19 protein-coding genes are annotated in these 24773 nt (G+C 74.4%); 12 read left to right on the top strand and 7 right to left on the bottom strand.

The annotated features are described in order from the left end of the window. Positions 1 to 37: 37 nt before the first annotated feature. The gene (locus tag ACH4TP_RS03585; protein WP_398435506.1) at positions 38 to 1612 is read right to left on the bottom strand and encodes a M23 family metallopeptidase; all 1575 of its coding nucleotides are present in this window, start codon (positions 1610 to 1612) and stop codon (positions 38 to 40) included. Positions 1613 to 1835: 223 nt separating this feature from the next. Further along, positions 1836 to 2696: a lipase family alpha/beta hydrolase gene (locus ACH4TP_RS03580; protein ID WP_398435504.1), complete on the bottom strand. Its 861-nt coding sequence runs from the start codon at positions 2694 to 2696 to the stop codon at positions 1836 to 1838. A gap of 302 nt (positions 2697 to 2998) precedes the next feature. On the opposite strand from ACH4TP_RS03580, the gene ACH4TP_RS03575 reads away from it, so the two are divergent. Then, complete coding sequence (locus tag ACH4TP_RS03575) at positions 2999 to 3406, top strand: cobalamin B12-binding domain-containing protein (RefSeq protein ID WP_389220703.1); 408 nt, start codon at positions 2999 to 3001, stop codon at positions 3404 to 3406. A 56-nt stretch (positions 3407 to 3462) separates the two neighbouring features. Here ACH4TP_RS03575 and ACH4TP_RS03570 read toward each other — a convergent pair whose 3' ends face one another. Together ACH4TP_RS03570 and ACH4TP_RS03565 are read right to left on the bottom strand one after the other, a co-directional pair. Further along, a complete protein-coding gene (locus ACH4TP_RS03570; RefSeq protein ID WP_398435501.1) occupies positions 3463 to 5214 on the bottom strand; it encodes a DUF5691 domain-containing protein in 1752 nt (583 codons plus the stop codon). Positions 5215 to 5267: 53 nt separating this feature from the next. Then, positions 5268 to 6608, bottom strand: a complete 1341-nt coding sequence (locus ACH4TP_RS03565; RefSeq protein WP_398435499.1) for an SWIM zinc finger family protein — start codon at positions 6606 to 6608, stop codon at positions 5268 to 5270. Positions 6609 to 6766: 158 nt separating this feature from the next. Between ACH4TP_RS03565 and ACH4TP_RS03560 the strand changes: the two genes are divergently transcribed. The 6 genes from ACH4TP_RS03560 (at position 6767) to sucD (ending at position 14714) form a co-directional block, all read left to right on the top strand. Beyond that, positions 6767 to 7180 (top strand): hypothetical protein, encoded by a 414-nt coding sequence (locus ACH4TP_RS03560; RefSeq protein ID WP_398184297.1) that lies wholly within the window; start codon positions 6767 to 6769, stop codon positions 7178 to 7180. 167 nt (positions 7181 to 7347) lie between these two features. Then, positions 7348 to 8505, top strand: a complete 1158-nt coding sequence (locus ACH4TP_RS03555) for an AAA family ATPase (RefSeq protein WP_398435498.1) — start codon at positions 7348 to 7350, stop codon at positions 8503 to 8505. Beyond that, positions 8502 to 11018, top strand: a complete 2517-nt coding sequence (locus tag ACH4TP_RS03550) for a DUF5682 family protein (protein ID WP_398435496.1) — start codon at positions 8502 to 8504, stop codon at positions 11016 to 11018. Before ACH4TP_RS03555 ends, ACH4TP_RS03550 begins: the two co-directional genes overlap by 4 nt. After that, positions 11015 to 12229 carry a VWA domain-containing protein gene (locus ACH4TP_RS03545; protein ID WP_398435494.1) on the top strand — a complete coding sequence of 405 codons (1215 nt, stop codon included), beginning with the start codon at positions 11015 to 11017 and terminating at the stop codon, positions 12227 to 12229. The genes ACH4TP_RS03550 and ACH4TP_RS03545 overlap by 4 nt, the downstream gene beginning before the upstream one ends. Before the next feature lie 400 nt (positions 12230 to 12629). Then, positions 12630 to 13808, top strand: a complete 1179-nt coding sequence (gene sucC / locus ACH4TP_RS03540; RefSeq protein ID WP_389220685.1) for an ADP-forming succinate--CoA ligase subunit beta — start codon at positions 12630 to 12632, stop codon at positions 13806 to 13808. A gap of 21 nt (positions 13809 to 13829) precedes the next feature. Beyond that, positions 13830 to 14714: a succinate--CoA ligase subunit alpha gene (gene sucD / locus ACH4TP_RS03535; RefSeq protein WP_389220682.1), complete on the top strand. Its 885-nt coding sequence runs from the start codon at positions 13830 to 13832 to the stop codon at positions 14712 to 14714. A 145-nt stretch (positions 14715 to 14859) separates the two neighbouring features. Here the strand turns inward: sucD and ACH4TP_RS03530 are convergent, their stop codons facing one another. Continuing rightward, positions 14860 to 16377, bottom strand: a complete 1518-nt coding sequence (locus tag ACH4TP_RS03530; protein ID WP_398435492.1) for a helix-turn-helix domain-containing protein — start codon at positions 16375 to 16377, stop codon at positions 14860 to 14862. Positions 16378 to 16496: 119 nt separating this feature from the next. Between ACH4TP_RS03530 and ACH4TP_RS03525 the strand changes: the two genes are divergently transcribed. Continuing rightward, positions 16497 to 18110 (top strand): DUF6350 family protein, encoded by a 1614-nt coding sequence (locus tag ACH4TP_RS03525; protein WP_398435490.1) that lies wholly within the window; start codon positions 16497 to 16499, stop codon positions 18108 to 18110. Positions 18111 to 18120: 10 nt separating this feature from the next. Here ACH4TP_RS03525 and ACH4TP_RS03520 read toward each other — a convergent pair whose 3' ends face one another. Continuing rightward, positions 18121 to 18864, bottom strand: a complete 744-nt coding sequence (locus ACH4TP_RS03520; RefSeq protein WP_389220674.1) for a hypothetical protein — start codon at positions 18862 to 18864, stop codon at positions 18121 to 18123. Positions 18865 to 19084: 220 nt separating this feature from the next. Between ACH4TP_RS03520 and purN the strand changes: the two genes are divergently transcribed. From purN to ACH4TP_RS03505, 3 genes are all read left to right on the top strand, one after another. Then, positions 19085 to 19714, top strand: coding sequence for a phosphoribosylglycinamide formyltransferase (gene purN / locus ACH4TP_RS03515; protein ID WP_389220672.1), 630 nt, complete (start codon positions 19085 to 19087; stop codon positions 19712 to 19714). Beyond that, a complete protein-coding gene (gene purH, locus ACH4TP_RS03510) occupies positions 19689 to 21254 on the top strand; it encodes a bifunctional phosphoribosylaminoimidazolecarboxamide formyltransferase/IMP cyclohydrolase (protein ID WP_398435488.1) in 1566 nt (521 codons plus the stop codon). Before purN ends, purH begins: the two co-directional genes overlap by 26 nt. A 145-nt stretch (positions 21255 to 21399) precedes the next feature. Then, positions 21400 to 22833, top strand: coding sequence for a DUF2079 domain-containing protein (locus tag ACH4TP_RS03505; RefSeq protein WP_398435486.1), 1434 nt, complete (start codon positions 21400 to 21402; stop codon positions 22831 to 22833). Between the two features lie 98 nt (positions 22834 to 22931). On the opposite strand, the gene ACH4TP_RS03500 is transcribed toward ACH4TP_RS03505, so the two are convergent. Continuing rightward, positions 22932 to 23675, bottom strand: coding sequence for an RDD family protein (locus ACH4TP_RS03500; RefSeq protein WP_389220663.1), 744 nt, complete (start codon positions 23673 to 23675; stop codon positions 22932 to 22934). 237 nt (positions 23676 to 23912) lie between these two features. Here ACH4TP_RS03500 and ACH4TP_RS03495 point away from each other — a divergent pair, with 237 nt between their 5' ends. Continuing rightward, positions 23913 to 24773, top strand: coding sequence for a bifunctional methylenetetrahydrofolate dehydrogenase/methenyltetrahydrofolate cyclohydrolase (locus ACH4TP_RS03495; RefSeq protein WP_389220660.1), 861 nt, complete (start codon positions 23913 to 23915; stop codon positions 24771 to 24773).

The following is a 24773-nucleotide window of genomic DNA, read 5'->3' as shown; positions in this document are numbered from 1 at the left end:
GCGTACGGGTACGGGCTCGTACGGGTACGGGGAAAGCTCAGCTGGTCGGGTCGAGGCCGTGGCTGCGCAGCCAGGCCAGCGGGTCGATCGCGGAGCCGGCGTTCGGCCGGACCTCGAAGTGGAGGTGCGGGCCGGTGGAGTTGCCGGAGTTGCCGGAGTAGGCGATGACGTCGCCGGCCTTGACGTGGCCCGAGCGGATCTTGGTGCTGCTCAGGTGGCAGTACCAGGTCTCGGTGCCGTTGGGGGAGGTCACGATCGCCATGTTGCCGTAGGCGCTGTTCCACTGCGTGCGGACGGTGCCGTCGGTCGCGGCCATGACGGGGGTGCCGTACTGCACGGGGAAGTCGATGCCCGTGTGCACCGACATCCAGTTGACGCCCGCCTGGCCGAAGCGCGCGCTGAGCTGGTGGAGCGTCACCGGCAGCACGTACTTGGGGCGCAGCGCCTCCTTGCGGGCCGCTTCCTCCTCGCGCTTCTTCTTGTCGGCCGCCTGGCGGGCCCGGAGGTCGATGCGCTCCTGGGTGCGGCTGGCGCGGTCGCCGAAGTCGCGGGCGTCGGCGTTGAGCGCGGCGAGCTGGGTGTCGAACGCGTGGTTGGCGGCGACCTGCTTGACCGAGGCCGGGTCGGCGGCGGCGAGCGAGGTGGTGTTGCCGTCCTTCTGCCCGCTGTCGGTGGTCCCGGTCAGTCCGCCGACGGAGGCGGCGGCGATGCCGGCGACGCCCATGACGCAGGCGGAGGGGACGGCGACGGTCAGCAGCGCGGACCGCTTGGCGGGGGTGCGGCGACGGCCGCGGCTGCCGCCGGAGGAGCGGCGCACGGGGCGGCCGGCGACGGGCGGTTCGGTGCGGAGCTCGACGGCCGGACGGTCGTACGTGCCGTCCTCGCCGTCCTCGTCGAGGGCTTCCGGAGTCCCGGCCTCCGCCAGGTCGTAGGCCTCGTCGGAGCCTTCGTAGGCGTCGTCGGAATCGTCGTAGGCCTCGTGGACCTCGTCGGAGGCGTGTCCGTCGTGTCCTTCGTGCCCCTCGTGTTCCCCGGGGACGTACTCGAAGGCGAACTCGGCGGTGTGCTCGGCCTGCGCGGCATGCGGGGTGTACTGCTGCGGGACGACCGGCTCGGGCTCCGGGGCCGCGTGGTTCCACGCGGTCGCGTCGAAGGCGCCGGTCTCGGTCGCGAAGGCGGGGGCGGCCCACTGGCCGGTGGCGTCGTAGGCCTCGTAGCCGTAGGTGCCCTGGGCGGCGTAGGCGCCGGCGTGGGCGGTCTCGTACTGGCCGGTGTGCTGGGCCTCGGTCCAGGCGGAGGCGTCCCACTGGCCGGTGGTGTCGTACTGCGCCGCGGCGGTCCCGTACGCGCCGGTGGCCTCGTAGGAGGAGGTGGCGGCGGTGTTCCACTGGCCCGTGGTGTCCCACTGGCCGGTCGTGTCGTACTGCCCGGTGGTGTCGTACTGCCCCGTCGTCGCGTACGTGCCGGTGGCGGCGTACTGGCCGAGGTCCCACTGGCCGCTGTGGTCGGCCTGGCCGCCGGCGTAGGCGCCGAACAGCGGGTCGATGGCGAAACTGCCGGTGGTGTGGGCGCCGTCTCCGACGTACCCGGCGTGGGGGTGCTGGTCGTTCACCAACGTCTCTCTCGCCTCGGCAGCAGGACCAGTCCGGGGCGGGCCCGTGAAGGGGTGTCCCGGGGGTAAGCAGTGGCGCGACTGTACCCGGCGGTACGCGGGGCGGACAATCTTCGGAGGGGTTTGGGCCCGTAGGAAAAGGGCAATCGACCGTGTTTTGCCAGGTCGGGTGGAGAGCTTTGGCCTTGTGTTCGATGAACGTTCGAAGAACGGTGTCGTGCGCTCAGGCGACGGAGGTGGCGCCGGACCCCTCGTCCCGCCTCCCGGAGACGGCCGGACCGCCGGCGTCGAGGGCCTCCCGGACCCCGGCGGCCACCGTCGGGTGCACGGGCAGCGCGAGATGGCCGATGCCGCTCACCCGCACGTTGTGCACGAGCAGGTCGGGGTGGTCGAGACGGGCGGTCTCCACCGGCACCATCACCTGGTCCAGATCGCTCCAGAAGCTCACGAACCGGGTCCGGCAGCCGGGCGCGGGCCCGGCGAGCTCCCGCAGGACCTCCGAACCCGGCCGCATCTGCCGCACCAGCGGATGCGCGTCGGCGAGCGGGGCCACCGTGGTGCCCGCGTGCGGGGTGCCCAGCGTCACGAGGGTCCGCACCCGGCTGTCGCCGCCCAGTCGCTGCACGTAGTAGCGGGCGATGAGGCCGCCCAGGCTGTGCCCGACGACGTCGACCTCGGCGTGTCCGGTGCGGGCGCGGATCTCGTCCACCCGGCGGCCGAGCAGTTCGGCGGCGGCCCGCAGGTCGCAGGTGAGCGGGGAGTAGTTGAGCGACTCGACGTGGTCACGGCCGTGCCGGACGAGGGAGCGGCGCAGCAGGACGAAGACCGAACGGTTGTCGACGAAGCCGTGCAGGAGGACGACGGGGCGGCTTCCCGCGGCGATCGTGGCGGGGGCGCCGGAGGTGTCGGGGGAGGGCTCGTCGGGTGTCGCGGTGGGCGTCGTGCCGGGCTTCTCGGTGGGCTTCGCGGTGGTGGAGAGCCGCTCGGCGACGATCCCGGACGGGTAGAGGACGAGATGGCCGGTGAGGATCGCGACTTCCAGCGCGGTGGCCTTCATCAGGGCGGTGACCTTGGCGAGCTCCATGGCCGGCCTCCCGAACGGCACGCGGGGCCGGACGGTACGCCGGTCCGCCGCGCCCCCGTGCCGCACGGACGGCGGCACGGGGGCGCGGCGGGCCTCGTCGCGGCTCCCTTCGCGACCGGCCCCGCTCGCGGCTGGTGGGCCCAGGAGGAGGGCCCGGAAGCGGGGACGGCGCAGAGCGAACATGTCCCACGTGTGATTTCCCCCTCGCTCGCCACCGCGAAACGGCCGGGTGCGGGATGCTGGAGATAACGTTCGTTCACCTCCCCGGCAATGAAGCGCGGGGGTCGCATGTGGAGGCAGTGATGGGTGTGAGCGGTCCGATCCGGGTGGTCGTCGCCAAGCCGGGTCTCGACGGTCACGATCGCGGGGCCAAGGTGATCGCGCGAGCGCTCCGCGACGCCGGCATGGAGGTCATCTACACCGGGCTCCACCAGACGCCCGAACAGATCGTCGACACCGCGATCCAGGAGGACGCCGACGCCATCGGCCTCTCGATCCTCTCGGGAGCGCACAACACGCTGTTCGCGAAGGTCCTGGAGCTCCTCAAGGACCGCGACGCGGAGGACATCAAGGTCTTCGGCGGCGGCATCATCCCCGAAGCGGACATCGCCCCGCTGAAGGAGAAGGGCGTCGCGGAGATCTTCACGCCGGGCGCGACGACCGCGTCCATCGTCGACTGGGTGAACGCGAACATCCGCGTCGCGGCGTAGTCCGCCGCGCACCTCGCTCGTCAGGGCCTTCCCGCACGGGAAGGCCCTGACGTGTCTCATGGGGCGGTCCCCCGCGGCGGTGTGAGTTCCGCGCGCATCGCCGCGCGGAGCCGGAGCGTGGAGACCAGGCGCTGGAAGGCCTCCGCCCAGTAGTCGCCCGCGCCCGGCGCGCTGTCCTCCGCCTCGTCGGGACGGGCCGTCAGGGACTCCAGCTGCCGGGCCGCCTCGGGGGCGAGGCAGCGCTCCGCCAGGCCCATCACCCCGCTGAAGCTCCACGGGTAACTGCCCGCCTCCCGCGCGATGTCGAGGGCGTCGATCACCGCCGCGCCGAGCGGCTCCGCCCACGGCACGGCGCAGACGCCGAGCAGCTGGAACGCCTCCGAGAGCCCGTGCGCCGCGACGAACGAGGCCACCCAGCGCGCCCGTTCCTCCACGGACAGCGTCGAGAGGAGCTGGGCGCGCTCGGCCAGGGACGAGGTGCCCGGGCCCGTCGCGGGCGGGACCGCCGGCGAACCGAGCAGCGCGCGCGACCAGTCCGGGTCCCGCTGGCGCACGGCGGCCCGGCACCAGGCCGCATGCAGCTCGGCCTGCCAGTCGTCGGCCACCGGCAGCGCCACGATCTCCTCCGGGGTGCGGCCCCCGAACCTCGTCGGCCAGAAGGGCAGCGGCGCCGCCTCGACGAGCTGCCCCAGCCACCAGGAACGCTCGCCCCGGCCCGCCGGGGGCGTCGCCACCAGGCCGTCCCGCTGCATCGCCGCGTCGCACTCGTGCGGGGCCTCGACGGCGATCGTCGGCGTCGGGGCCGTACGGTCCAGACCGACGCAGGTCGCGGCCCGGCCCGCCATCCGGCCCGCGAGGGCGGAGGCCGGCAGGGCGGAGAGCAGCTCGGCGGCGGTGGCCCGGACGTTCCGGCTGCGGTCGCCCAGGGCCTCTTCGAGGAACTCCTCGTCGGCGTCGGAGAGCCCGGTGCGCAGCGAGTCCAGGAACATCAGCCGGTCCTCCGCCCGCTCGGCGGACCAGGTCGACGCGAGCAGCGCGAGACCGGCGGCCGGGTCCTCGGTCCGTACGGCGGCGAGCAGGGCGACCCGCTCGGCGAACAGGCCCTCGTCCCACAGGGCGCGGACCCCCTCCGCGTCCCCCGGGGACGGGAGCCCGCCGGCCGCGCCCGTGCCCCGGAGGGCGAACTTCCACTCGGGGTTGAGCCGGGCCAGCCACAGACCGCGCGGGCCGGCCAGGCGGAGCGCCTGGGGCCGCAGGTCGGTGCGGGCCCTGGCCGCGTCGAGCAGCGCCGGCAGGGTGGCCGGCGCCGCCTTGTAGCCCTGCTGGTTGGCGAGGGCCAGCCACTGGGGGAGCAGCTCGGCCAGATCGGGGGCGGCCCCGCGCCGTCCGGCGGGCGAGGGCGCGGCCCGGTCGGCGAGCAGCTGGTCGAGGCGGAGCCGGGCGGCCTCGGGCAGCGGGGCGCGCGGGTCCTCCGGAGCGGGCTCCGGCAGGGGCGCGGCGGGCCCCGGCCGCAGCCCCGCCCTGCGTCGTACGGTGTGCAGCGCGGCGGCGTCGAGCAGCGCGCCCGGCACGTCCCGGGGCGCCACGGAGCCCGCGAGCCCGGCGGGGGGCCGCCGGTCCGTCCCGAGCAGCGCCGCACTGACGAGCTCCTCCCAGGCGCGGGCGGAACCGTCGTCGTCGAGCCCCGTCGCCGGCGGCGGGGCAGGGGCCGGGGGCGTGGCCGCAGTGGTCGCGGTTGTGGTCGTACGGCTCGCGTCGGGGTCGGTCGTGGTCTCCGCCGTCGGGGCGGACGCGGTGCTCGGGTCCATCGGGCTCCTCCGGTGGGTCGGTGCGCGGTGACCGGGCGTCATGCGCGTCTGCGTCATAGGAGGGGGACCGTCTCGCCCGGGGTCTCCGGCGACCAGGCGGCGAGCGGGCTGAACCCCCGGTGCCCGCACTCCCCGAACACGGTCACCGGGGCGCCGCCGGACACGGCGAGCAGCCGCCAGAGGCCGGACCGGGACTGGGCGGCGGGCGTCAGGGGCACCGCCTCGCGGCCGTCGGCGTCGGCGAGCTGCCAGCCGTACTCCCCGCGCGCCGGTACGACCCCGCTCAGCGTCACCGGCCAGGAGTCCAGCCACGGGTCCTCGCCCAGCGCGCGGCCGTACGCGTCGAGCGCCGCGCCGACCGGTCCGCCCGCCGGCGGGGCGACGGGGCCCGGGACCGGGACGAAGTGCTCGCCCGGCTCCGCCCGCACCTGGCCGGCGCCGGTGTGCGGGGTCAGTTCGCCGTCGAGCAGCGCGCCCACGGGCAGCGCGAGCCGGGGCGCTCTGCCCGCCGCGCCGTAGGAGAGCAGGAGCGCGGTGCGGCCGGTCGTCGTGCCGTGCAGCCAGATCCGACGGGTGGTCAGCCGGGCGTCGGGGGCGTCGTACTGGGCGAGGACCAGCCAGTGGTCGCGCACCGGGACGCCGTCGGCCGGGGCGGTGAGGCCCACCCGGGTCCGTACCGTCGTCGCGAACGGGGCGGGCAGCCGGTCCGCCGCCAGCCACGCCCGGTCCAGGAGGTGGGTCAGCGCGCACTCCTCCAGGAGCCGCACGGGCCAGCCCGGCCCCGAGCCCGGTATCGCCCCCAGCTCCCGGACCCGCCCGGCGAGCCCCGGCGCCTGGGCGTCGACCATGCGGGCCGCCGTCTCCTCCCACAGCCCGTACCCCGCCTGCCCGGCCGCCGCCAGGCCGCCGCGCAGCAGGTCCGCGAGCCGCTGCTCCAACTCCTGGGCGCCCGCGGTGATCCGGGCCGCCCTGCGCTCGGCCCTGCGGCGCGCCGCCTCGGGGTCCGCCACCGCGCCCGGGCCCCCGGTCTCCCCGCCGGTGCCCTCGGTCCGGCCGCGCCGCGCCGCGAGCCACCGCGCGGCCCAGTCGGGGGCGGGGGAGTCCTCGGCGGCGATCCCGTCCGCCGCGCGGAGCAGCAGCAGGCCCAGCGCGTGCTCGCAGGGGAGCTTCCGACCGGGGCAGCCGCAGGAGTACGCCGGGGCCGTGGTGTCGACGACCGTCCGGTACGGCGCGCTGCCGCCGCCCTTGCACAGCCCCCAGACCGCGCCGTCGCCACACCCCGTCTCCGACCACGGCCCGGCCGTGCCGAGCCCGCTCCCCGCTCTGCGCGACGCTTCGTCAGGAGCCAGTGCCAGCACCTGTTCAGCCGTCCAGCGCACCCCCATGGCATTCATGTCCTCGACGGTAGAGGCCGCCACTGACAACGCTCCTGATCTGGCGGTTCCCTGAGGAGGTGGGAGGCGGAGGCGGGTGATGAGCGATTTGACTTTACTCGTTCTTTACGATTCTCTGCGGCGACCGACGAACCGCACCACGCCGCCCAGGGGACCCCATGAAGCGCACCGTCCGCACCGCCGTCTCGGCCCTCGCCGTCACCGGCCTCGCCCTCGGCCTCGGGGCCTGCGCCGAGGCCACGGAGAAGGCCGTCGACCAGGTCGACAAGTCCGTGACCGAGACCTACGAGGTCACGTACGAGGTCAGCGGCAAGGGCGTCGAGTCGATCGACTTCCACGCCGGCGGCGGCACCGCGATGGAGCCGAAGATCGAGTCGGAGAAGAAGCCCGCCACGCCGTGGAAGAAGACGGTGACGCTGAAGGGCATCATGCCGCCGGCCGTCATGCCCGTCTCCCTCGACCCCGCCGACCTCACCTGCAAGGTCGTCTACCAGGGCAAGGTCATCAAGGAGGCCAAGGGCGAGCAGGCGATGGCGGGTGGCTGCGTCGCCGTCTCCCCTGTCGTCGGCTGACGCCCTCTCGCCGGTCGTGTGCTGACGTCCTCTCGCCGGGCGTGGGTTGACGCCCACCCACCCCTCAGTACCCTCCCAACCGGCCCTGACCAGCGGAGACATCCGATTGTCAGTGCCGTGGTGCACGGTGGATCGCACAGCAGGTCGAACGATCTGGAGGGGGACCCATGCCCGTGCCCGAAACCATCGCGAAGCCCGGTCCCGGTGTCGAGACGGACGCCGGAACGGGCGGGCCGCAGACCGCCACCGAGGCCCTGCGGCCGCACGCCGAGCACGCCTTCGCCCATGAACTGGCGGCCCTCGCCGCCGCCGACGACCGGCCCCGGCCCGCCCGCTGGCGCCTCTCGCCCTGGGCCGTCGCCACCTACCTCTTCGGCGGCACGCTCCCCGACGGGACCGTCGTCACGCCCAAGTACGTCGGGCCGCGCCGCATCGTCGAAGTCGCCGTCACCACGCTCGCCACCGACCGGGCGCTGCTCCTGCTCGGCGTCCCCGGCACCGCCAAGACCTGGGTCTCCGAGCACCTCGCCGCCGCCGTCAGCGGCGACTCCACCCTCCTCGTCCAGGGCACCGCCGGCACCCCCGAGGAAGCCATCCGGTACGGCTGGAACTACGCCCGGCTCCTCGCCCACGGCCCCAGCCGGGACGCCCTCGTCCCCAGCCCCGTGATGCGCGCGATGTCCCGGGGCATGACCGCCCGCGTCGAAGAACTCACCCGCATCCCCGCCGACGTGCAGGACACGCTCATCACGGTCCTGTCCGAGAAGACCCTGCCCGTCCCCGAGCTGGGAGAAGAGGTGCAGGCCGTCCCCGGCTTCAACCTGATCGCCACCGCCAACGACCGCGACCGGGGCGTCAACGAGCTCTCCAGCGCCCTGCGCCGCCGGTTCAACACCGTCGTGCTCCCGCTGCCCGCGACCCCCGACGACGAGGTCGACATCGTCGCCCGCCGCGTCGAGCAGCTCGGACGCTCCCTGCGGCTGCCCGCCCTGCCCGACGGCGCCGACGAGATCCGCCGGGTCGTCACCGTCTTCCGCGAGCTGCGGGACGGCGTCACCGCCGACGGCCGGACGAGGATCAAGTCCCCTTCCGGGACGCTCTCCACCGCCGAGGCCATCTCCGTCGTCACCGGCGGCCTCGCCCTCGCCGCCCACTTCGGCGACGGCGTCCTGCGCCCCGCCGACATCGCCGCCGGCATCCTCGGCGCGGTCGTCCGCGACCCGGCGGCCGACCGGGTCGTCTGGCAGGAGTACCTGGAGACGGTCGTGCGGGAGCGGGACGGCTGGAAGGACTTCTACCGCGCCTGCCGCGAGGTGAGCGCATGACGGCCCCGGGCGCGGCTCCCGCGCCGGGTACGGCTCCCGCGCCGGGTACGGCTCCCGCGCCGGCCGCCCCGACGGCCGCCGCACCGGCCGCCCCGACGGCCCCCGCACCGGCCGCCCCGACGGCCGCGGCGACGGCGCCGGGCCGCGTACCAGAAGCCGGGCCCGCGGGTGCGTCTGCCGTAGCCGGGCCCGGCGCGCCGTGCGGTGGGCCGTTGTTGCTCGGGGTGCGGCACCACGGGCCGGGGTCCGCGCGGGGGGTGCGGGCGGCGTTGGAGGCGAGGCGGCCCGCCGCGGTGCTCGTCGAGGGGCCGGCCGAGGCGGACGCGCTCGTGGCGCTCGCCGGCGACCCGGACATGCGGCCGCCGGTCGCGCTGCTCGCCCATGCCGTGGACGACCCCGGGCGGGCCGCGTTCTGGCCGATGGCCGAGTTCTCGCCCGAGTGGGTGGCGATCCGCTGGGCCCTCGACCGGGGCGCGGCCGTCCGCTTCATCGACCTGCCCGCCGCCCACACCCTCGCCGCCGCCGACCCCACCTGGCGCGACGAGGACGACGAAGCCGCCGGGAGCGGCCCGCGGATCGACCCCGTCGCCGAACTCGCCGGGGCCGCCGGGTACGAGGACCCCGAGCGCTGGTGGGAGGACGTCGTCGAGCTCCCCGGCCCGGGCGACCCCACCGCCCCCTTCGAGGCCCTCGCCGAGGCCATGGGCGCCCTGCGCGAGACGTACGGGCACGGCGGCCACCCGCGCGACCTGGTCCGCGAGGCGTACATGCGGCTCCAGCTGCGCGCCGCCCGCAAGGAGTTCGGGGACTCCGTCGCCGTCGTCTGCGGAGCCTGGCACGTGCCCGCGCTCACCCGCCGCACCACCGTCACCGCCGACCGGGCCCTCCTCAAGGGCCTGCCCAAGGTGAAGACCGAGCTGACCTGGGTCCCCTGGACCCACCGCAGGCTCGCCCGCCGCTCCGGCTACGGCGCCGGGATCGACGCGCCCGGCTGGTACGGGCACCTCTTCGCCGCCCCCGACCGACCCGTCGAGCGCTGGATGACCAAGGTCGCAGGGCTCCTCAGGGCCGAGGACCACCCCGTCTCCTCCGCCCACGTCATCGAGGCCGTCCGGCTCGCCGAGACCCTCGCCGCCCTGCGCGGCCGCCCGCTCCCCGGCCTCGACGAGACGACCGACGCCGTCCGCGCCGTCCTCTGCGAGGGCTCCGACCTGCCGCTCGACCTCGTTCGCGACCGCCTCGTCGTCGGCGACGTCCTCGGCGAGGTCCCGGCCGGCGCCCCCGCCGTACCCCTCCAGCGCGATCTGACCCGCCGCCAGCGCACCCTGCGCCTCAAGCCCGAGGCCCAGGAGCGCGAACTCGACCTCGACCTCCGCAAGGACACCGACGGTGAGCGCAGCCGTCTGCTGCACCGGCTGCGCCTCCTCGGCGTCCGCTGGGGCGAACCGGCCGCCGGGCGCGCCGGCACCGGGACGTTCCGCGAGACCTGGCGGCTGCGCTGGGAGCCCGAGCTGCACGTCCGGGTCGCCGAGGCCGGCGTCTGGGGCACCACCGTCGAGGCCGCAGCCACCGCCAAGGCCGAGTCCCTGGCACTCGCCGCGACCGCCCTCGCCGACGTCACCGACCTCGCCGAGCAGTGCCTCCTCGCCGGGCTCGCCGACGCGCTGCCCGTCGTCATGCGGGCGCTCGCCGACCGGGCCGCGCTCGACACCGACGTCGCGCACCTCGCCCAGGCCCTCCCGGCCCTGGCCCGCTCCCTGCGCTACGGCGACGTCCGCGGCACCGGCACGGCCGCCCTCGGCGAGGTCGCCGCCGGGCTCGCCGAGCGGATCTGCGTCGGCCTGCCCCCCGCCTGCGCCGGACTCGACACCGACGCCGCCGCCCTGATGCGGGACCGTCTCGACGCCGTCCACACGTCGATCGGCCTCCTCCAGGACCTTCCCGGGACGAGCCCCGCCACGGACGCCGGGGCTGGAGGCCCGGCCGCCGCCCCCCGCCCCGGTCTCGCGGACCGCTGGGCCGGGGTGCTGCGGCGGCTCGTCGAGCGGGACCGGGCGCACGGAGTGGTGCGGGGGAGGGCGGCCCGGTTGCTGCTCGACGAGGGGAGGGTCGGGGACGGGGAGGCGGCCGTGTTCATGAGCCGGGCGCTGTCGCCCGGGACGCCGCCGGCCGACGCGGCCGCGTGGATCGACGGTTTCGTGGGCGGGGCCTCCGGGGGAGGGCTGCTGCTCGTGCACGACGAGCGGCTGCTCGGGCTGGTCGACGCGTGGTTGACCGGGGTGCCGGACGGGGCCTTCGCGGATGTGCTGCCGCTGCTGCGCCGCACCTTCTCCTCGTACGAGACGGGCGTGCGCCGCAGCATCGGGGAGCTGGTCGCCCGGGGGCCGCGCTCCCGGGGTGCGGGGACCTCAGGGCCCGCCGTGCCCGGGTTCGCGACCGGGCTCGACCTCGCGCGGGCGGACGCCGTGCTGCCCCTGCTCCACCTCATCCTCGGCAAGGAGGCCTCCGTATGAGCACGAGCACGAGCACGAGCACGAGCACGAGCACGAGCACGAGCACGAGCACGAGTACGAGTACGAGCACGCCCCCCGGCGGCGACGAGCGGCTGCGGCGCTGGCGGCTGGTGCTGGGCGGCGGGGACGCCGAAGGCACCGGCCGGGCGCTCACCGGCACCGACGCCGCCATGGACGGCGCCCTCACCGCGCTCTACGACACCGCGCCCCACGACGGCAGGGGCCGCGGCGCCGGGCTCGGGGCCTCCGCGCCCTCCGTGGCCCGCTGGCTCGGCGACATCCGCACGTACTTCCCGAGCTCCGTCGTCCAGGTCATGCAGCGCGACGCGATCGACCGGCTCGGGCTCGCCACCCTCCTCCTGGAGCCGGAGACGCTGGAGGCCGTCGAGGCCGACGTCCACCTCGTCGGCACCCTGCTCTCGCTCGGAAAGGCCATGCCCGAGAGGACCCGGGAGACGGCGCGCCTGGTGGTGCGCAAGGTCACCGACGAGCTGGAGCGGCGGCTCGCGAGCCGTACCCGCGCCACCCTCGGCGGCGCGCTCGACCGCTCCGCCCGGATCAGCCGCCCCCGCCACCGCGACATCGACTGGGACCGCACGATCCGCGCCAACCTCAAGCACTACCTGCCCGAGCACGGCACGGTCGTCCCCGAGCGGCTCGTCGGCCACGGGCGCGCCTCCCGGGCGGTCCGGAAGGAGGTGGTGCTCTGCGTCGACCAGTCCGGCTCGATGGCGGCCTCCGTCGTCCACGCCGCCGTCTTCGGCGCGGTGCTCGCCTCCCTCCGGTCGCTCGCCACCCGCCTCGTCGTCTTCGACACCTCCGTCGTCGACCTGACCGAGCGGCTCGACGACCCGGTCGACGTCCTCTTCGGCACCCGGCTCGGCGGCGGCACCGACATCAACCGCGCCCTCGCCTACTGCCAGTCGAGGATCACCCGGCCCGCCGACACCGTGGTCGTGCTCATCAGCGATCTGTACGAGGGAGGCATCCGCGACGAGATGCTGAAGCGGGTCGCGGCGATGAAGGCGTCCGGGGCGCAGTTCGTGAGCCTGCTCTCGCTCTCCGACGAGGGCGCCCCCGCCTACGACCGGGAGCACGCCGCCGCGCTCGCCGCGCTCGGCGTCCCCGCCTTCGCCTGCACCCCCGACCTCTTCCCGGAGATCATGGCGGCCGCCCTGGAGAAGCGGCCCCTGCCGATACCGGAGGGGTGAGGCGGCCGGTGCGGAATCCGTCGTCCCGGGACCACCCGCACGGGTGCCCGCGGCCCGACTGAGGCTCATATCACACTGGTGGCGGAACGTCCCCCACCCGGACGCCCGGCGCGTCGTGAGGGCCCCGGAGGCCAGTCCCCGCCTGCCGCGAGGGCAGGTCGGCCCCACCCCGCCACCCCTACGGAACGCCCCCCGGCTCCTACGGTCTGTGACCCGTATCACCGCTCTGTTGGGATCTGCGATTTAGGGACCCACGGCCCACGGGGATAACCTGCGAGACGGACATGCCGCGTCCACGGACTCCGTGCACGCCTCCCTTGTGACAGCGCAGTCACGTTGCCCTCCGCGGCACGCCCACGCAGACAACGAACCGCGATCATCAGAAAAGGGACGGACGCGCGTGGACCTGTTCGAGTACCAGGCGAGGGACCTCTTCGCCAAGCACGGTGTACCGGTGCTGGCCGGTGAAGTCATCGACACGCCTGAGGCGGCGCGCGAGGCCACCGAGCGTCTTGGCGGCAAGTCGGTCGTCAAGGCGCAGGTGAAGGTCGGTGGCCGCGGCAAGGCCGGCGGCGTCAAGCTGGCCGCCACCCCGGACGAGGCCGTCGCCCGCGCGACGGACATCCTCGGGATGGACATCAAGGGCCACACGGTCCACAAGGTGATGATCGCGGAGACCGCTCCGGAGATCGTCGAGGAGTACTACGTCTCGTACCTCCTCGACCGCACCAACCGCACCTTCCTCGCCATGGCGTCCGTCGCCGGTGGCATGGACATCGAGGAGGTCGCCGCGACGACCCCCGAGAAGCTCGCGAAGGTGCCGGTCGACTCCAACACCGGTGTCGACATCGAGAAGGCCCGCGAGATCGTGGCCCAGGCGAAGTTCCCGGCCGACGTGGCCGAGAAGGTCGCCGAGGTCCTCGTGACCCTGTGGAAGACCTTCGTCGCCGAGGACGCGCTCCTCGTCGAGGTCAACCCGCTGGCCAAGGTCGCCTCCGGTGACATCCTCGCCCTCGACGGCAAGGTGTCCCTCGACGAGAACGCCGACTTCCGTCAGCCCGAGCACGAGGCGCTCGAGGACAAGGCCGCAGCCAACCCGCTCGAGGCTGCCGCCAAGGCCAAGGGCCTCAACTACGTCAAGCTCGACGGCGAGGTCGGCATCATCGGCAACGGCGCCGGCCTGGTCATGTCGACCCTGGACGTCGTCGCGTACGCCGGTGAGAACCACGGCGGCGTGAAGCCGGCCAACTTCCTCGACATCGGCGGCGGCGCCTCCGCCGAGGTCATGGCGAACGGCCTGGAGATCATCCTGGGCGACCCGGACGTCAAGTCCGTGTTCGTCAACGTCTTCGGTGGCATCACCGCCTGTGACGAGGTCGCCAACGGCATCGTCCAGGCCCTGGAGCTCCTCGCCTCCAAGGGCGAAGAGGTCACCAAGCCGCTGGTCGTGCGCCTCGACGGCAACAACGCGGAGCTGGGTCGCAAGATCCTGTCGGACGCCAACCACCCGCTCGTGCAGCGCGTGGACACCATGGACGGCGCGGCCGACAAGGCCGCCGAGCTCGCGGCTGCGAAGTAAGGGACAGGGGAAACCACAGCCATGGCTATCTTCCTCAACAAGGACAGCAAGGTCATCGTCCAGGGCATGACCGGTGCCACGGGCATGAAGCACACCAAGCTCATGCTGGGTGACGGCACCAACATCGTCGGCGGCGTGAACCCGCGCAAGGCCGGCACGTCCGTCGACTTCGACGGCACCGAGATCCCCGTCTTCGGCACGGTCGCCGAGGCCATGGAGAAGACCGGCGCCAACGTCTCGGTCCTCTTCGTGCCGCCGGCCTTCGCGAAGGCCGCCGTCGTCGAGGCGATCGACGCGGAGATCCCCCTCGCCGTCGTCATCACCGAGGGCATCGCCGTCCACGACTCCGCCGCGTTCTACGCGTACGCCGTGGAGAAGGGCAACAAGACCCGCCTCATCGGCCCGAACTGCCCCGGTCTCATCACCCCGGGCCAGTCCAACGCCGGCATCATCCCGGGCGACATCACGAAGCCGGGCCGCATCGGCCTGGTCTCGAAGTCCGGCACGCTGACGTACCAGATGATGTACGAGCTCCGTGACATCGGCTTCTCGTCCGCCGTCGGCATCGGTGGCGACCCGGTCATCGGCACCACGCACATCGACGCCCTCGCGGCGTTCGAGGCGGACCCCGACACCGACCTGATCGTCATGATCGGCGAGATCGGCGGCGACGCCGAGGAGCGCGCGGCCGACTTCATCAAGGCCAACGTCACCAAGCCGGTCGTCGGCTACGTCGCGGGCTTCACCGCGCCCGAGGGCAAGACCATGGGCCACGCCGGCGCCATCGTCTCCGGCTCCTCCGGCACCGCCCAGGCGAAGAAGGAGGCCCTGGAGGCCGCCGGCGTCAAGGTCGGCAAGACGCCGACCGAGACCGCCAAGCTCGCTCGCGCGATCCTCGCGGGCTGAAAAGGCTGAAAGGCCTGAGAAGGCCGAACGGGCTGTGCGCACAGCAGCCTGACTGGCAGTACGTGAGTGGGCCCCGCCCCTCCCGGGAGACCGGGCGGGGGCGGGGCCCACTTCGCGTGTCCGTACGTCCGCGTGTCCGTACGCGTCACTCGACCGCCGGGACCAGCCGCTCCGGGCCCGGGTTGGGCTCCGAGCGCAGCTTGTCGCGGAGCCGCACGTCCTCCGGGCCGAGCTTCTGCGGGCCGCCGCGCACGGGCACCCCGTCGACGGTCTCGCCGGGGGCGTTCACCGGGATGTAGCGGGTCGGCGCGGTCGCCACCGTGAAACCGGTGACCGCGATGAGGATCGCCGTCACCCCGAGCACCGCCCGCGTCCACCTCCGCACCCGGCGCTCGCTGCCCGTCCGGACCGCGCGGGCGGCCGGCAGGGTCGCCGTCGGAGCCTCCGCGACCAGCGCGCTCAGACGCCGGTGCAGGGCCTCCGGCTCGGCGAGCTCCGGGACCCGCTCCGCGATGGCCGTACGGGCGTGCAGCAGCCGGTTCGCGGCGGCGGGGGTGCTCGCCTCCGTCTCGGCCGCCATTTCCGGCAGGTCCAGGCCGAGCCCGTCGTACAGCAGGACGGTCCGGCGGTACGCCGGCGGCAGGTCGAGCAGCGCGCCGAGCAGCGCCCGCCGGTTCGCCTCCGTCGGCGGGGCGTCGGGGTGCTTGTGGGCGCGGCGCAGCCGGTGCCAGGGGGAGAGGGCGTACTCGTACGCCGCCGCCCGCACCCAGCCCACCGGGTCCGCGTCCACCGCCACCTCGGGCCAGCGCTGCCAGGCGTGGTGGAAGGCGTGCTCGACGGCCTCCCGGGACAGCCCGCGGCGGCCGGTGAGCAGGTACGTCTGGTGGACGAGGGCGGGCGCGGCGTACGCGTACAGCGCGTCGAAGGCCTCCTCGGGCGTGAGGCCCGGTCCGGCCGGGGCCGGTTCCGCGGGGGCCTCGGCCGCCGCCGGTTTCAGCCGCTCCGGCGGCTTCGCGGCCCCTTTCCGCGCGGGCCCGTGACCGATGGCCGGCACCGGGGCCGGTGCCCGCGGCGGCTTCGCGGCCCGCTTCACGGCGGCCCTGGGCCGCACGCTGCCCGCCACGGAGGCCCCCGACACGGGAGCGCCCGACCCACCGGACGGCCTCGCCGCCGCGGCCGACTGGCCCTGACCCGGTGCCGCCGCTCCTGCCTGCCCCTGCGCGGCCGGGGCCGCTGTCGCCGACTGGGCCTGCGCGGCCGAGGCCGCCGGCAGGGCCGAGGGGTGCGCCTGTGAGGGTCGGGCCTGGGCCGCCGCTTCCGGTCGGGCCTGCCCCTGCGCCTCCGGTGCCGGTGGCCGGGCCTGGACCTGCGGCTGTCCGGCCGGTTGTGCCTGGGCCTCCGCCCGCGCGGGCGCGGACGGCTCCGGGGTCGTCGGGAGCAGGGCCTCGGCGCCCTCCGCGCTGAGCAGGCGGGCGTAGGCCTCGCGTTTGCGGCCGCGTGGGGCCGAGCGGCCGGTCTCCCAGGCTCTGACCGTGGCCCTCGTGACGCCCAGGGCCTCGGCGACCTGCTCCTCGCTGAGGGCGAGGGACTCACGCAACCTGCGCCGCTCCTTCGGGGTCGGCAGGGTGGCGGAGGGGGCGGAATCCGCGGTGCTCCGGCTCATCGGCGTCGACCTCCCGCAGAGCTGCTCTGGGCGGAAAAGTACATAAACGTATATTGAGCGACACAACGGAGGTTTGCCTGTTACGCGGGAAAAGCGCGTGTCGTTGGGAGCATGGCCCCGTGACCCATGTGACCGAGCACCCCCTGGTCCAGGGCGGCCGTTCCGCCGCGCTCGCCACGGCCTGCGTCCGGGGCGGGGTCGCCGCCGGACTCGGTCTCGGCGCCCTCGCGGTCCTGGTGGTCGCGGCCTGGATCAGCTCCCCGTACTCCGACGGCGGTCCCGTCGGCGCCCTGCACGTCGCCGCCGGGATCTGGCTGCTCGCGCACGGCGTGGACCTGGTCCGCACGGACACCCTGTCCGGCCTGCCCGCGCCCCTCGGCATCGTCCCGATGCTCCTCACCGCCCTGCCCGTCTGGCTCGTCCACCGGGCCGCCCGCGACACCCTCGACCCGGGCGACGACGGGGGCCGGCCGCGCCCCTCCCCGGGCGGCGCCGTCGCCGCCGTCGCCGGGGGATACCTGCTGGTCGCGGCCGCCGTCGTGGTCTACAGCGAGAGCGGCCCGCTGCCCGCCGACCTGATCACGGCCGGACTGTGGCTGCCCGCCGTCGTGACCGGCGCGGCGGGCGCGGGCGCCTGGACGGCGCTCGGCCGCCCGCTCCCCGGGCGGCAGACCGCCACCGCCCTGCGCGCCGCGGGGCTCGGACTCGTCACCCTGCTCGGCGGCGGCGCGGTGGCCGCGGCGGTCTCCCTCGCCTGGCACGCGGGCCGCGCGCAGGCCTCGTTCGAAGGCCTCGCGGGGGAGTGGTCCGGTCGGGTGACGGTCCTGCTGCTCGTCCTGGCGCTGCTGCCGAACACGGCCGTCTGGGGAGCGGCGTACGGCCTCGGGCCCGGCTTCACCCTCGGTACGGGTGCGCTCGCGACCCCGCTGGGCCTCGTCGGCGACCCGGCCGTGCCGCCCTTCCCGCTGCTCGCCGCGCTGCCCGCCGAGGGGCGCGGCACCTGGGTCCACTGGGTGACCGCCGCGGTCCCGCTGGCCGCCGCCCTGGTCCTGGGCCGCCGCGTGGGCCGCGCGGCGCGGACCTGGGCGGCCCGGGAGGCGGTCCTGACGGCGCTCGGCGCGGCCGGGGGGTACGGGGCGGCCGTCGCCGTCCTCGCGGGCGCGGCGGGCGGCCCGCTCGGCACCGGCCGGCTCTCGGCGTTCGGCCCGGTGTGGTGGCAGGCGGGCGCGGCGGCGGTGCTGTGGGGGGCCTGCGCGGGGGTGCCGGTGGCGCTGGGGGTACGGGCCTGGGGCCGCAGGGTCCCGCGCTCCGAGAGGCCCCGGACCGCACCGCCGCACGCGCCGAACCCCCTGGTGGTGTTCGGGGCGGCCGTGAGCGCGGCGTTCGGGGCCGTCGGGGCGGTGATCGGGGTCCCCGCCGCGGCCCCTCCGGGCGGCACGGAGGGCGACGGGCGGACGGCCGTCGCACCCGAAGCCGCGCCCGAAGCCGCGCAAGCCGCACCAGCCCCAGGGGCCTCAGCGGTTCCGGAGGCCGCCGCCGGTCAGAGCCCCGGCAGCCCCCCGTACAGCGGCCCGCACACGAGCCCGCACGCCGATCCGTACACCGGCCCGGTCGCCGACCCCTTCGGCGATTCCTTCAGCGATCCCTTCGGCGACCCCGGGTACGAGCCGTACGACTACCTCCCGGCGGCCTGGGAACCCGCCCCGCCGCCACCGCCACCCCCCGTCGAATGACGCGGGCCGACTACTCCCGCACCCCGAAGCCCGCGCGCAGCGGCTTCGGCAGGAGGTCGTTGCAGGCCAGCTCGCCCGCGTGGGTCAGGGCGTCGTCGCGGCACTCGTAGAAGTCGCGGTAGACGACCTGCATGGTGAAGCCGACCGCGACGATCATCAGGGCCAGGCACGACGCGACGAGACCGCTGATCGCCGCCGTCCGCATCGAGCGGACCGGGGCGATCGCGGGGGACGCCCCCGCCGGCCGGCCCTCGGAGGAGGCCGCCGGGGACGGGGACGGGGACGGAGCGGGGGCCTTGGGCTGTGACGTCGGCGACACTTCCCCCGCCGCCTTCGGCTTGGCGCGCAGCGAGCTGATCGCCCAGTAGAGGCCCAGGGCGCCGAGCAGCAGCGCCAGTTCCGGGATCTCGAAGATCGCGAAGAAGAAGCCCCACATGCCCGAGAGGATCGCGTACCGGGCCCGCCGCTGCGCCGGGTCCGTCGGGTCCCAGCGGAGCCCCGGTCCGCGCCCGTCCTGTCCGGGGCCGCCCTCGGGTCCGCCCTGACCGCCGCCCTGGCGCTCCGGCCCCCGGCCGAAGCCGTCCTGGGAGGGGCCCGGCTGGCGGGGGCTCCAGCGGCCGTCGGACGGTCCCGGGGAGCCGGACGCGTCGTCGTCCGAGCCCTCCGGCCGCCGCGGCTGCCACGGCTGGTCCGGCCGGCCCTCGGGCGGCGGCGCGAACGGGTTGTTGTCGTCCGTGGACTGGCGTTCCGGCATCTGCTGAACGTCTTCCCTCTGTCGTCGTGACCGCGGCCGCATCCACGGCCCCTGCTGGCGTCGGACCCTGACGCTACCGTCCGCCCCCGCCCCCGTCCCGTGGGGGCCGTCCCGTGTGCCGGTATCGTTGCTGACGGTCGAGCCATTCGTAGGGTTCCCCGTATCGAGGGGCACGATTCGTTCGTACGACCGTACAAACACCACGGAAAGAGTGACCCCAGTGGCTGCCGCCCGCCTCGTCGTCCTGGTCTCCGGGTCCGGTACCAATCTGCAGGCCCTCCTCGACGCCATCGCCGCCGACCCCGAGGGATACGGCGCCGAGATCGTCGCCGTCGGCGCCGACCGCGAGTCCATCGTCGGCCTGGAGCGCGCCGAGCGCGCCGGTCTGCCGACCTTCGTGTGCAAGGTGAAGGACCACGCGACCCGCGAGGAGTGGGACCGCGCGCTGACCGAGGCCACCGCCGCGTACGAGCCGGACCTCGTCGTCTCGGCCGGTTTCATGAAGATCGTCGGCAAGGAGTTCCTCGCCCGCTTCGGCGGCCGGGTCGTCAACACCCACCCGGCGCTCCTCCCCAGTTTTCCCGGTGCCCACGGGGTGCGTGACGCCCTCGCCTACGGCGCGAAGGTCACCGGATGCACCGTCCACTTCGTCGACGACGGTGTCGACACCGGCCCGATCATCGCCCAGGGCGTGGTCGAGGTGCGGGACGAGGACGATGAAGCCGCTCTCCACGAGCGCATCAAGGAAGTCGAGCGCTCGCTGCTCGTCGACGTCGTGGGGCGTCTCGCCCGGCACGGCTACCGCATTGAGGGACGAAAGGTTCATGTCGGTGAACACGGACACCGTTAAGCCCATCCGCCGCGCGCTGGTCAGCGTCTACGACAAGACGGGGCTCGAGGAGCTGGCCCGCGGTCTGCACGAGGCCGGTGTCGAGCTCGTCTCCACCGGCTCCACCGCCGGGAAGATCGCCGCCGCCGGGGTGCCCGTCACCAAGGTCGAGGAGCTGACCGGCTTCCCCGAGTGCCTGGACGGGCGCGTCAAGACGCTGCACCCGCGCGTGCACGCCGGCATCCTCGCCGACCTGCGCCTGGAGTCGCACCGCGCGCAGCTCGCCGAGCTGGGCGTGGAGCCCTTCGACCTGGTCGTCGTGAACCTGTACCCGTTCCGCGAGACGGTCGCCTCCGGCGCCACCCCGGACGAGTGCGTCGAGCAGATCGACATCGGCGGCCCGTCGATGGTCCGCGCCGCCGCCAAGAACCACCCGTCGGTCGCGATCGTCACCAGCCCCGAGCGGTACGCCGACGTGCTCGCCGCCGTCAAGGCCGGCGGCTTCGACCTGACCGCCCGCAAGCGGCTCGCCGCCGAGGCCTTCCAGCACACCGCCGCGTACGACGTGGCCGTGGCCTCCTGGTTCGCCGACGACTACGCGGCCGCCGACGACTCCGGCTTCCCGGACTTCCTGGGCGCCACGTACGAGCGCAAGAACGTCCTGCGCTACGGCGAGAACCCGCACCAGGGCGCCGCCCTCTACGTCGACGGCACCGGTGGCCTGGCCGAGGCGGAGCAGCTGCACGGCAAGGAGATGTCGTACAACAACTTCACGGACACCGACGCCGCGCGCCGGGCCGCGTACGACCACGCCGAGCCGGCCGTCGCGATCATCAAGCACGCCAACCCGTGCGGCATCGCGGTCGGCGCCGACGTCGCCGAGGCCCACCGCAAGGCGCACGCCTGCGACCCGCTGTCCGCGTTCGGCGGCGTCATCGCGGTCAACCGCCCGGTCTCGGTCGAGATGGCCGAGCAGGTCGCGGAGATCTTCACCGAGGTCATCGTCGCCCCCGGCTACGAGGACGGCGCGGTCGAGATCCTCGCCAAGAAGAAGAACATCCGCGTCCTGAAGGCCGAGGGCGCCCCGGCCAACCCGGTCGAGGTCAAGCCGATCGACGGCGGTGCCCTCCTCCAGGTCACCGACCGCCTCCAGGCCGAGGGCGACGACCCGGCCAACTGGACCCTCGCGACCGGCGAGGCCCTCTCCGCCGAGGAGCTCGCCGAGCTCGCCTTCGCCTGGAAGGCCTGCCGCGCGGTCAAGTCCAACGCGATCCTGCTCGCCAAGGACGGCGCCTCGGTCGGCGTCGGCATGGGCCAGGTCAACCGCGTCGACTCCGCGAAGCTCGCGGTCGAGCGCGCGGGCGAGGAGCGGGCGCGCGGCTCGTACGCCGCCTCCGACGCCTTCTTCCCCTTCCCCGACGGCCTGGAGATCCTCACCGCGGCCGGCGTGAAGGCGGTCGTCCAGCCCGGCGGCTCGGTCCGTGACGAGCTGGTCGTCGAGGCGGCGCAGAAGGCCGGCGTGACGATGTACTTCACGGGCACGCGCCACTTCTTCCACTGACGGTCGGCACCCCGTAGCGGCCCGTCGGCACCTCACCGGTGCCGGCGGGCCGCTCCCCTTCCCAGGTCCCGCGACACTCCGCCGAACGGGTGGACTCTGGTCTAATGGGTTGCTCTTTTGTCGGCCGCCGGTAGTGGGGGACGTGGTGTTGGACGTACTGAACAGGCCCGCTGCCCAGAGCACCGAAGCGGAGCCGTCCGACGCGCTGTCCCCGGCCCCCCTCCGCCCGTACCTGATCCTCGCGGGCGTCCTCTGCGGCCTGTACTTCCTGTACTCCTGGGTGCAGTACGCGTACTTCCGCACGCCCTCCTGGGACCTCGGGATCTTCGGGCAGTCGGTCCGGGCCTACGCCGAGTTCCGGGCGCCCGTCGTCGACATCAAGGGCCCCGGCTTCCCCATACTCGGCGACCACTTCAGCCCCGTCACCGCGCTCCTCGCGCCGCTCTACTGGATCTGGCCCTCGCCGGCCTCCCTGCTCCTCGGGCAGGCCGCGCTCTTCGCCGCCTCCGCCGTCGTCGTCGGCCGCACCACCCAGCAGGTCCTCGGCAGCCGCGCCGCCGGCATCGGCCTCACGATCGCGTACGGGCTGTCCTGGGGGCTCCAGGAGGCCGTCAAGTCCGACTTCCACGAGATCGCCTTCGCCGTCCCGCTGCTCGCGCTGACCTGCCGGGCGCTGCTCCTCGGGCGCTGGACGGCGGCCGCCGCCTGGTCCGCTCCGCTCGTCCTGGTCAAGGAGGACATGGGGCTGACCGTCGCCGTGGTCGGCGCGGTCCTCTTCCTGAAGGGGCAGAAGAAGCTGGGCGCGGCCCTGGCCGGCTTCGGCACGGCCGCCTTCGCGCTGACGGTCCTCGTCCTGATCCCGGCGGCGAGCAAGCTCGGCCAGTACGACTACTGGTCGAAGATCGAGAAGACCGGCACGGGCGCCGACACCTCCTTCGGGCAGGTCGTCGCCGGCGCCCTCGGCTCGGGCGAGCGGTGGGAGATGGTCTTCTACCTGTTCGCGATCGTCGGCTTCCTCGCGCTGCGCTCCCCGCTGGTCCTGCTGGTCCTGCCGACCCTGGGCTGGCGCTTCCTCTCCCAGGACCCCAACCACTGGGGGATGCACTGGCACTACAGCGCGGTCCTGATGCCGGTCGTCTTCCTGGCCCTCGTGGACGGCGTCCGCTCGGCCCGCACCTCGCCGCGCGCCTGGCTCGTCTCGTACGGGAAGGTCGTGATCCCGGTCGCGGTGGCCGTCTCCCTGACCCTCGCCGCGAACCTGCCGTTGCGGGAGCTGCTGAAGTCGGAGACGTACCGGACGGAGACCCGGACCACGGAGGCGCGGGCGGCGGTGGCCGCGGTGCCGGAGGGGGCGAGCGTCGAGGCGGACGTCCCGCTCCTCGCCCACCTCACGGCGGACCACCGGGTCTACTGGGTGGGCACGTCGAAGGGGGCCACCCCGGACTACCTCGCCTTCGACCTGCGCGGCTGGGGGCAGCAGGTGTCGGATCCGGCGCAGCTGGCCGCGCAGTTGCACCCGGAGGCGCGGTACGCGATCACGTACCGCTCGGACGGCTTCGCGGTCCTGAAGAGGCAGTGAGAGGCAGCAAGGGGCAGCAACGGCCGAGGGCCGCCCGGTGGTGAACCGGGCGGCCCTCGGAACGGCAGGACGTCTGCCGGAGCGGTACTTCTCGACGCTTACTTCTTGATGACGATCGTGCCGGCGGCGCGGTCGTGCCAGCCCTGCGTCTTGCCGGTGCTGTCGAAGAACGGCGACAGGTAGACCAGGAGCTGGCCGATGCCGCAGACGATCGCGCCGACCATCGGGATGATCCAGCGGATGAAGCCGCCGCCGAGACCCGGCTTGCCGCCCGTGTTCTCCTTGACGACGCGCAGGCCCAGGACCATCTTGCCGAGCGTGGCGCCGACGAAGGCGATCATCAGCCACTCGTAGAGCATGGTGGCGATGAACAGCAGGAACAGCACGCCGAAGAAGGCGGCGAGGATGCCGCCGGCGGCCTCGCCGGCCTGCTGCGCGGCCTTGTCCAGGCAGGCGCTGTACGCGTCGGACATCGGGTCCATGCCGCTGCAGTCGTCGATGCTGGAGGCCGAGCCGATGCCCACCGCGCCGGCGAGGCCGATGGCGACCAGGATCCAGTAGACGATGCCGATGGCGATGGAGTCGATCAGTCGCGCGGCGAACCGCAGACCCATCGAGGCGACCTGCACGGTGCCGAGACCGTGCACGTTGATGTAGCCGTTGTTCGCCTGGAGGGTGCCCGGCGCCTGCGGGTACGCGCCCGGCTGCTGCTGCGGGTAGCCGTAGCCCTGCTGCGGCGGGACGCCCTGCGGGGTCTGCTGCGGGTAGCCGTAACCGGGCTGGCCCTGCGGGGGCTGCTGGGGCTGCTGGCCGTACGGGTTGTTCGGGTCGCCGAAGCTCATGTGGGGCTTTCCTCCGTTGCGGGGACGACGCGGTCACGCGGAGGAAACATGGTTGTTCTGCGGTGCGCCCCCCGGCAGTGCCCGCGGCACTGTTCGGCCCCCATCGTCATAAGTGGCTCATAAGTTTGTCCAGCCGGAATGCAGATGTGTTGCAGGAAGGCAACGCGCCGCCGCCCGTTCGGGATCCGGAGACCGCCGGATTGGAACATGGGCGGGGTCATCCGGGAGGATGGCGGCATGAGCGCCCAGATTCTCGATGGCAAGGCCACCGCAGCCGCGATCAAGTCCGATCTGACCGTCCGTGTGGCGGCCCTCAAGGAGAAGGGCATCGCGCCCGGCCTCGGCACGGTCCTGGTCGGGGACGACCCGGCCAGCCAGAAGTACGTGGCCGGAAAGCACCGCGACTGCGCGGAGGTCGGCCTCGCCTCGATCCAGCGCACCCTGCCGGGCACCGCCACCCAGGAGGAGATCGAGGCGGTCGTACGGGAGCTCAACGAGGACCCGGCGTGCACCGGTTACATCGTCCAGCTGCCGCTGCCCAAGGGCATCGACGAGAACCGCATCCTGGAGCTGATGGACCCGGCCAAGGACGCGGACGGCCTGCACCCGACCAACCTCGGCCGGCTCGTCCTCAACGAGCCCGCCCCGCTGCCCTGCACGCCCAACGGCGTCATCACGCTGCTGCGCGCGCACGGCGTGGAGATCAACGGCGCCGAGGTCGTGGTCGTCGGACGCGGCGTCACCATCGGGCGCCCGATGCCGCTGCTGCTCACCCGCCGCTCCGAGAACGCCACCGTGACCCAGTGCCACACCGGCACCCGGGACCTCGCGGCCCACCTGCGGAACGCCGACATCATCGTCGCGGCCGCCGGTGTCCCCCACCTCATCAAGCCCGAGGACGTGAAGCCGGGCGCGGCCGTCCTCGACGTCGGCGTCTCGCGCAACGGCGAGGGCAAGATCGTCGGAGACGTCCACCCGGGCGTCGCCGAGGTGGCCGGCTGGATCTCCCCGAACCCCGGCGGCGTGGGCCCGATGACCCGTGCGCAGCTCCTCGTCAACGTCGTCGAGGCCGCCGAGCGCGCGGCCGCGGCGCTCTGA

It is taken from the genome of Streptomyces sp. NPDC021012 (assembly GCF_044333355.1).
Classification (GTDB): Bacteria; Actinomycetota; Actinomycetes; order Streptomycetales; family Streptomycetaceae; genus Streptomyces.
The sequence above is the reverse complement of the archived record's forward strand: the minus strand, read 5'-3'. Positions and strand labels throughout refer to the sequence as shown.

What these genes read in the sequence shown, in the direction of transcription:
- ACH4TP_RS03545 (WP_398435494.1), top strand. Translation starts at nt 11,015, where the DNA reads ATGAGCACGAGCACGAGCACGAGCACGAGCACGAGCACGAGCACGAGC.
- ACH4TP_RS03570 (WP_398435501.1), bottom strand. Translation starts at nt 5,214, where the DNA reads ATGGACCCGAGCACCGCGTCCGCCCCGACGGCGGAGACCACGACCGAC.
- ACH4TP_RS03495 (WP_389220660.1), top strand. Translation starts at nt 23,913, where the DNA reads ATGAGCGCCCAGATTCTCGATGGCAAGGCCACCGCAGCCGCGATCAAG.
- ACH4TP_RS03565 (WP_398435499.1), bottom strand. Translation starts at nt 6,608, where the DNA reads ATGAATGCCATGGGGGTGCGCTGGACGGCTGAACAGGTGCTGGCACTG.
- ACH4TP_RS03575 (WP_389220703.1), top strand. Translation starts at nt 2,999, where the DNA reads ATGGGTGTGAGCGGTCCGATCCGGGTGGTCGTCGCCAAGCCGGGTCTC.
- ACH4TP_RS03530 (WP_398435492.1), bottom strand. Translation starts at nt 16,377, where the DNA reads ATGAGCCGGAGCACCGCGGATTCCGCCCCCTCCGCCACCCTGCCGACC.
- ACH4TP_RS03580 (WP_398435504.1), bottom strand. Translation starts at nt 2,696, where the DNA reads ATGGAGCTCGCCAAGGTCACCGCCCTGATGAAGGCCACCGCGCTGGAA.
- sucD (WP_389220682.1), top strand. Translation starts at nt 13,830, where the DNA reads ATGGCTATCTTCCTCAACAAGGACAGCAAGGTCATCGTCCAGGGCATG.
- ACH4TP_RS03560 (WP_398184297.1), top strand. Translation starts at nt 6,767, where the DNA reads ATGAAGCGCACCGTCCGCACCGCCGTCTCGGCCCTCGCCGTCACCGGC.
- ACH4TP_RS03520 (WP_389220674.1), bottom strand. Translation starts at nt 18,864, where the DNA reads ATGCCGGAACGCCAGTCCACGGACGACAACAACCCGTTCGCGCCGCCG.
- purH (WP_398435488.1), top strand. Translation starts at nt 19,689, where the DNA reads ATGTCGGTGAACACGGACACCGTTAAGCCCATCCGCCGCGCGCTGGTC.
- ACH4TP_RS03555 (WP_398435498.1), top strand. Translation starts at nt 7,348, where the DNA reads ATGCCCGTGCCCGAAACCATCGCGAAGCCCGGTCCCGGTGTCGAGACG.
- ACH4TP_RS03500 (WP_389220663.1), bottom strand. Translation starts at nt 23,675, where the DNA reads ATGAGCTTCGGCGACCCGAACAACCCGTACGGCCAGCAGCCCCAGCAG.
- ACH4TP_RS03550 (WP_398435496.1), top strand. Translation starts at nt 8,502, where the DNA reads ATGACGGCCCCGGGCGCGGCTCCCGCGCCGGGTACGGCTCCCGCGCCG.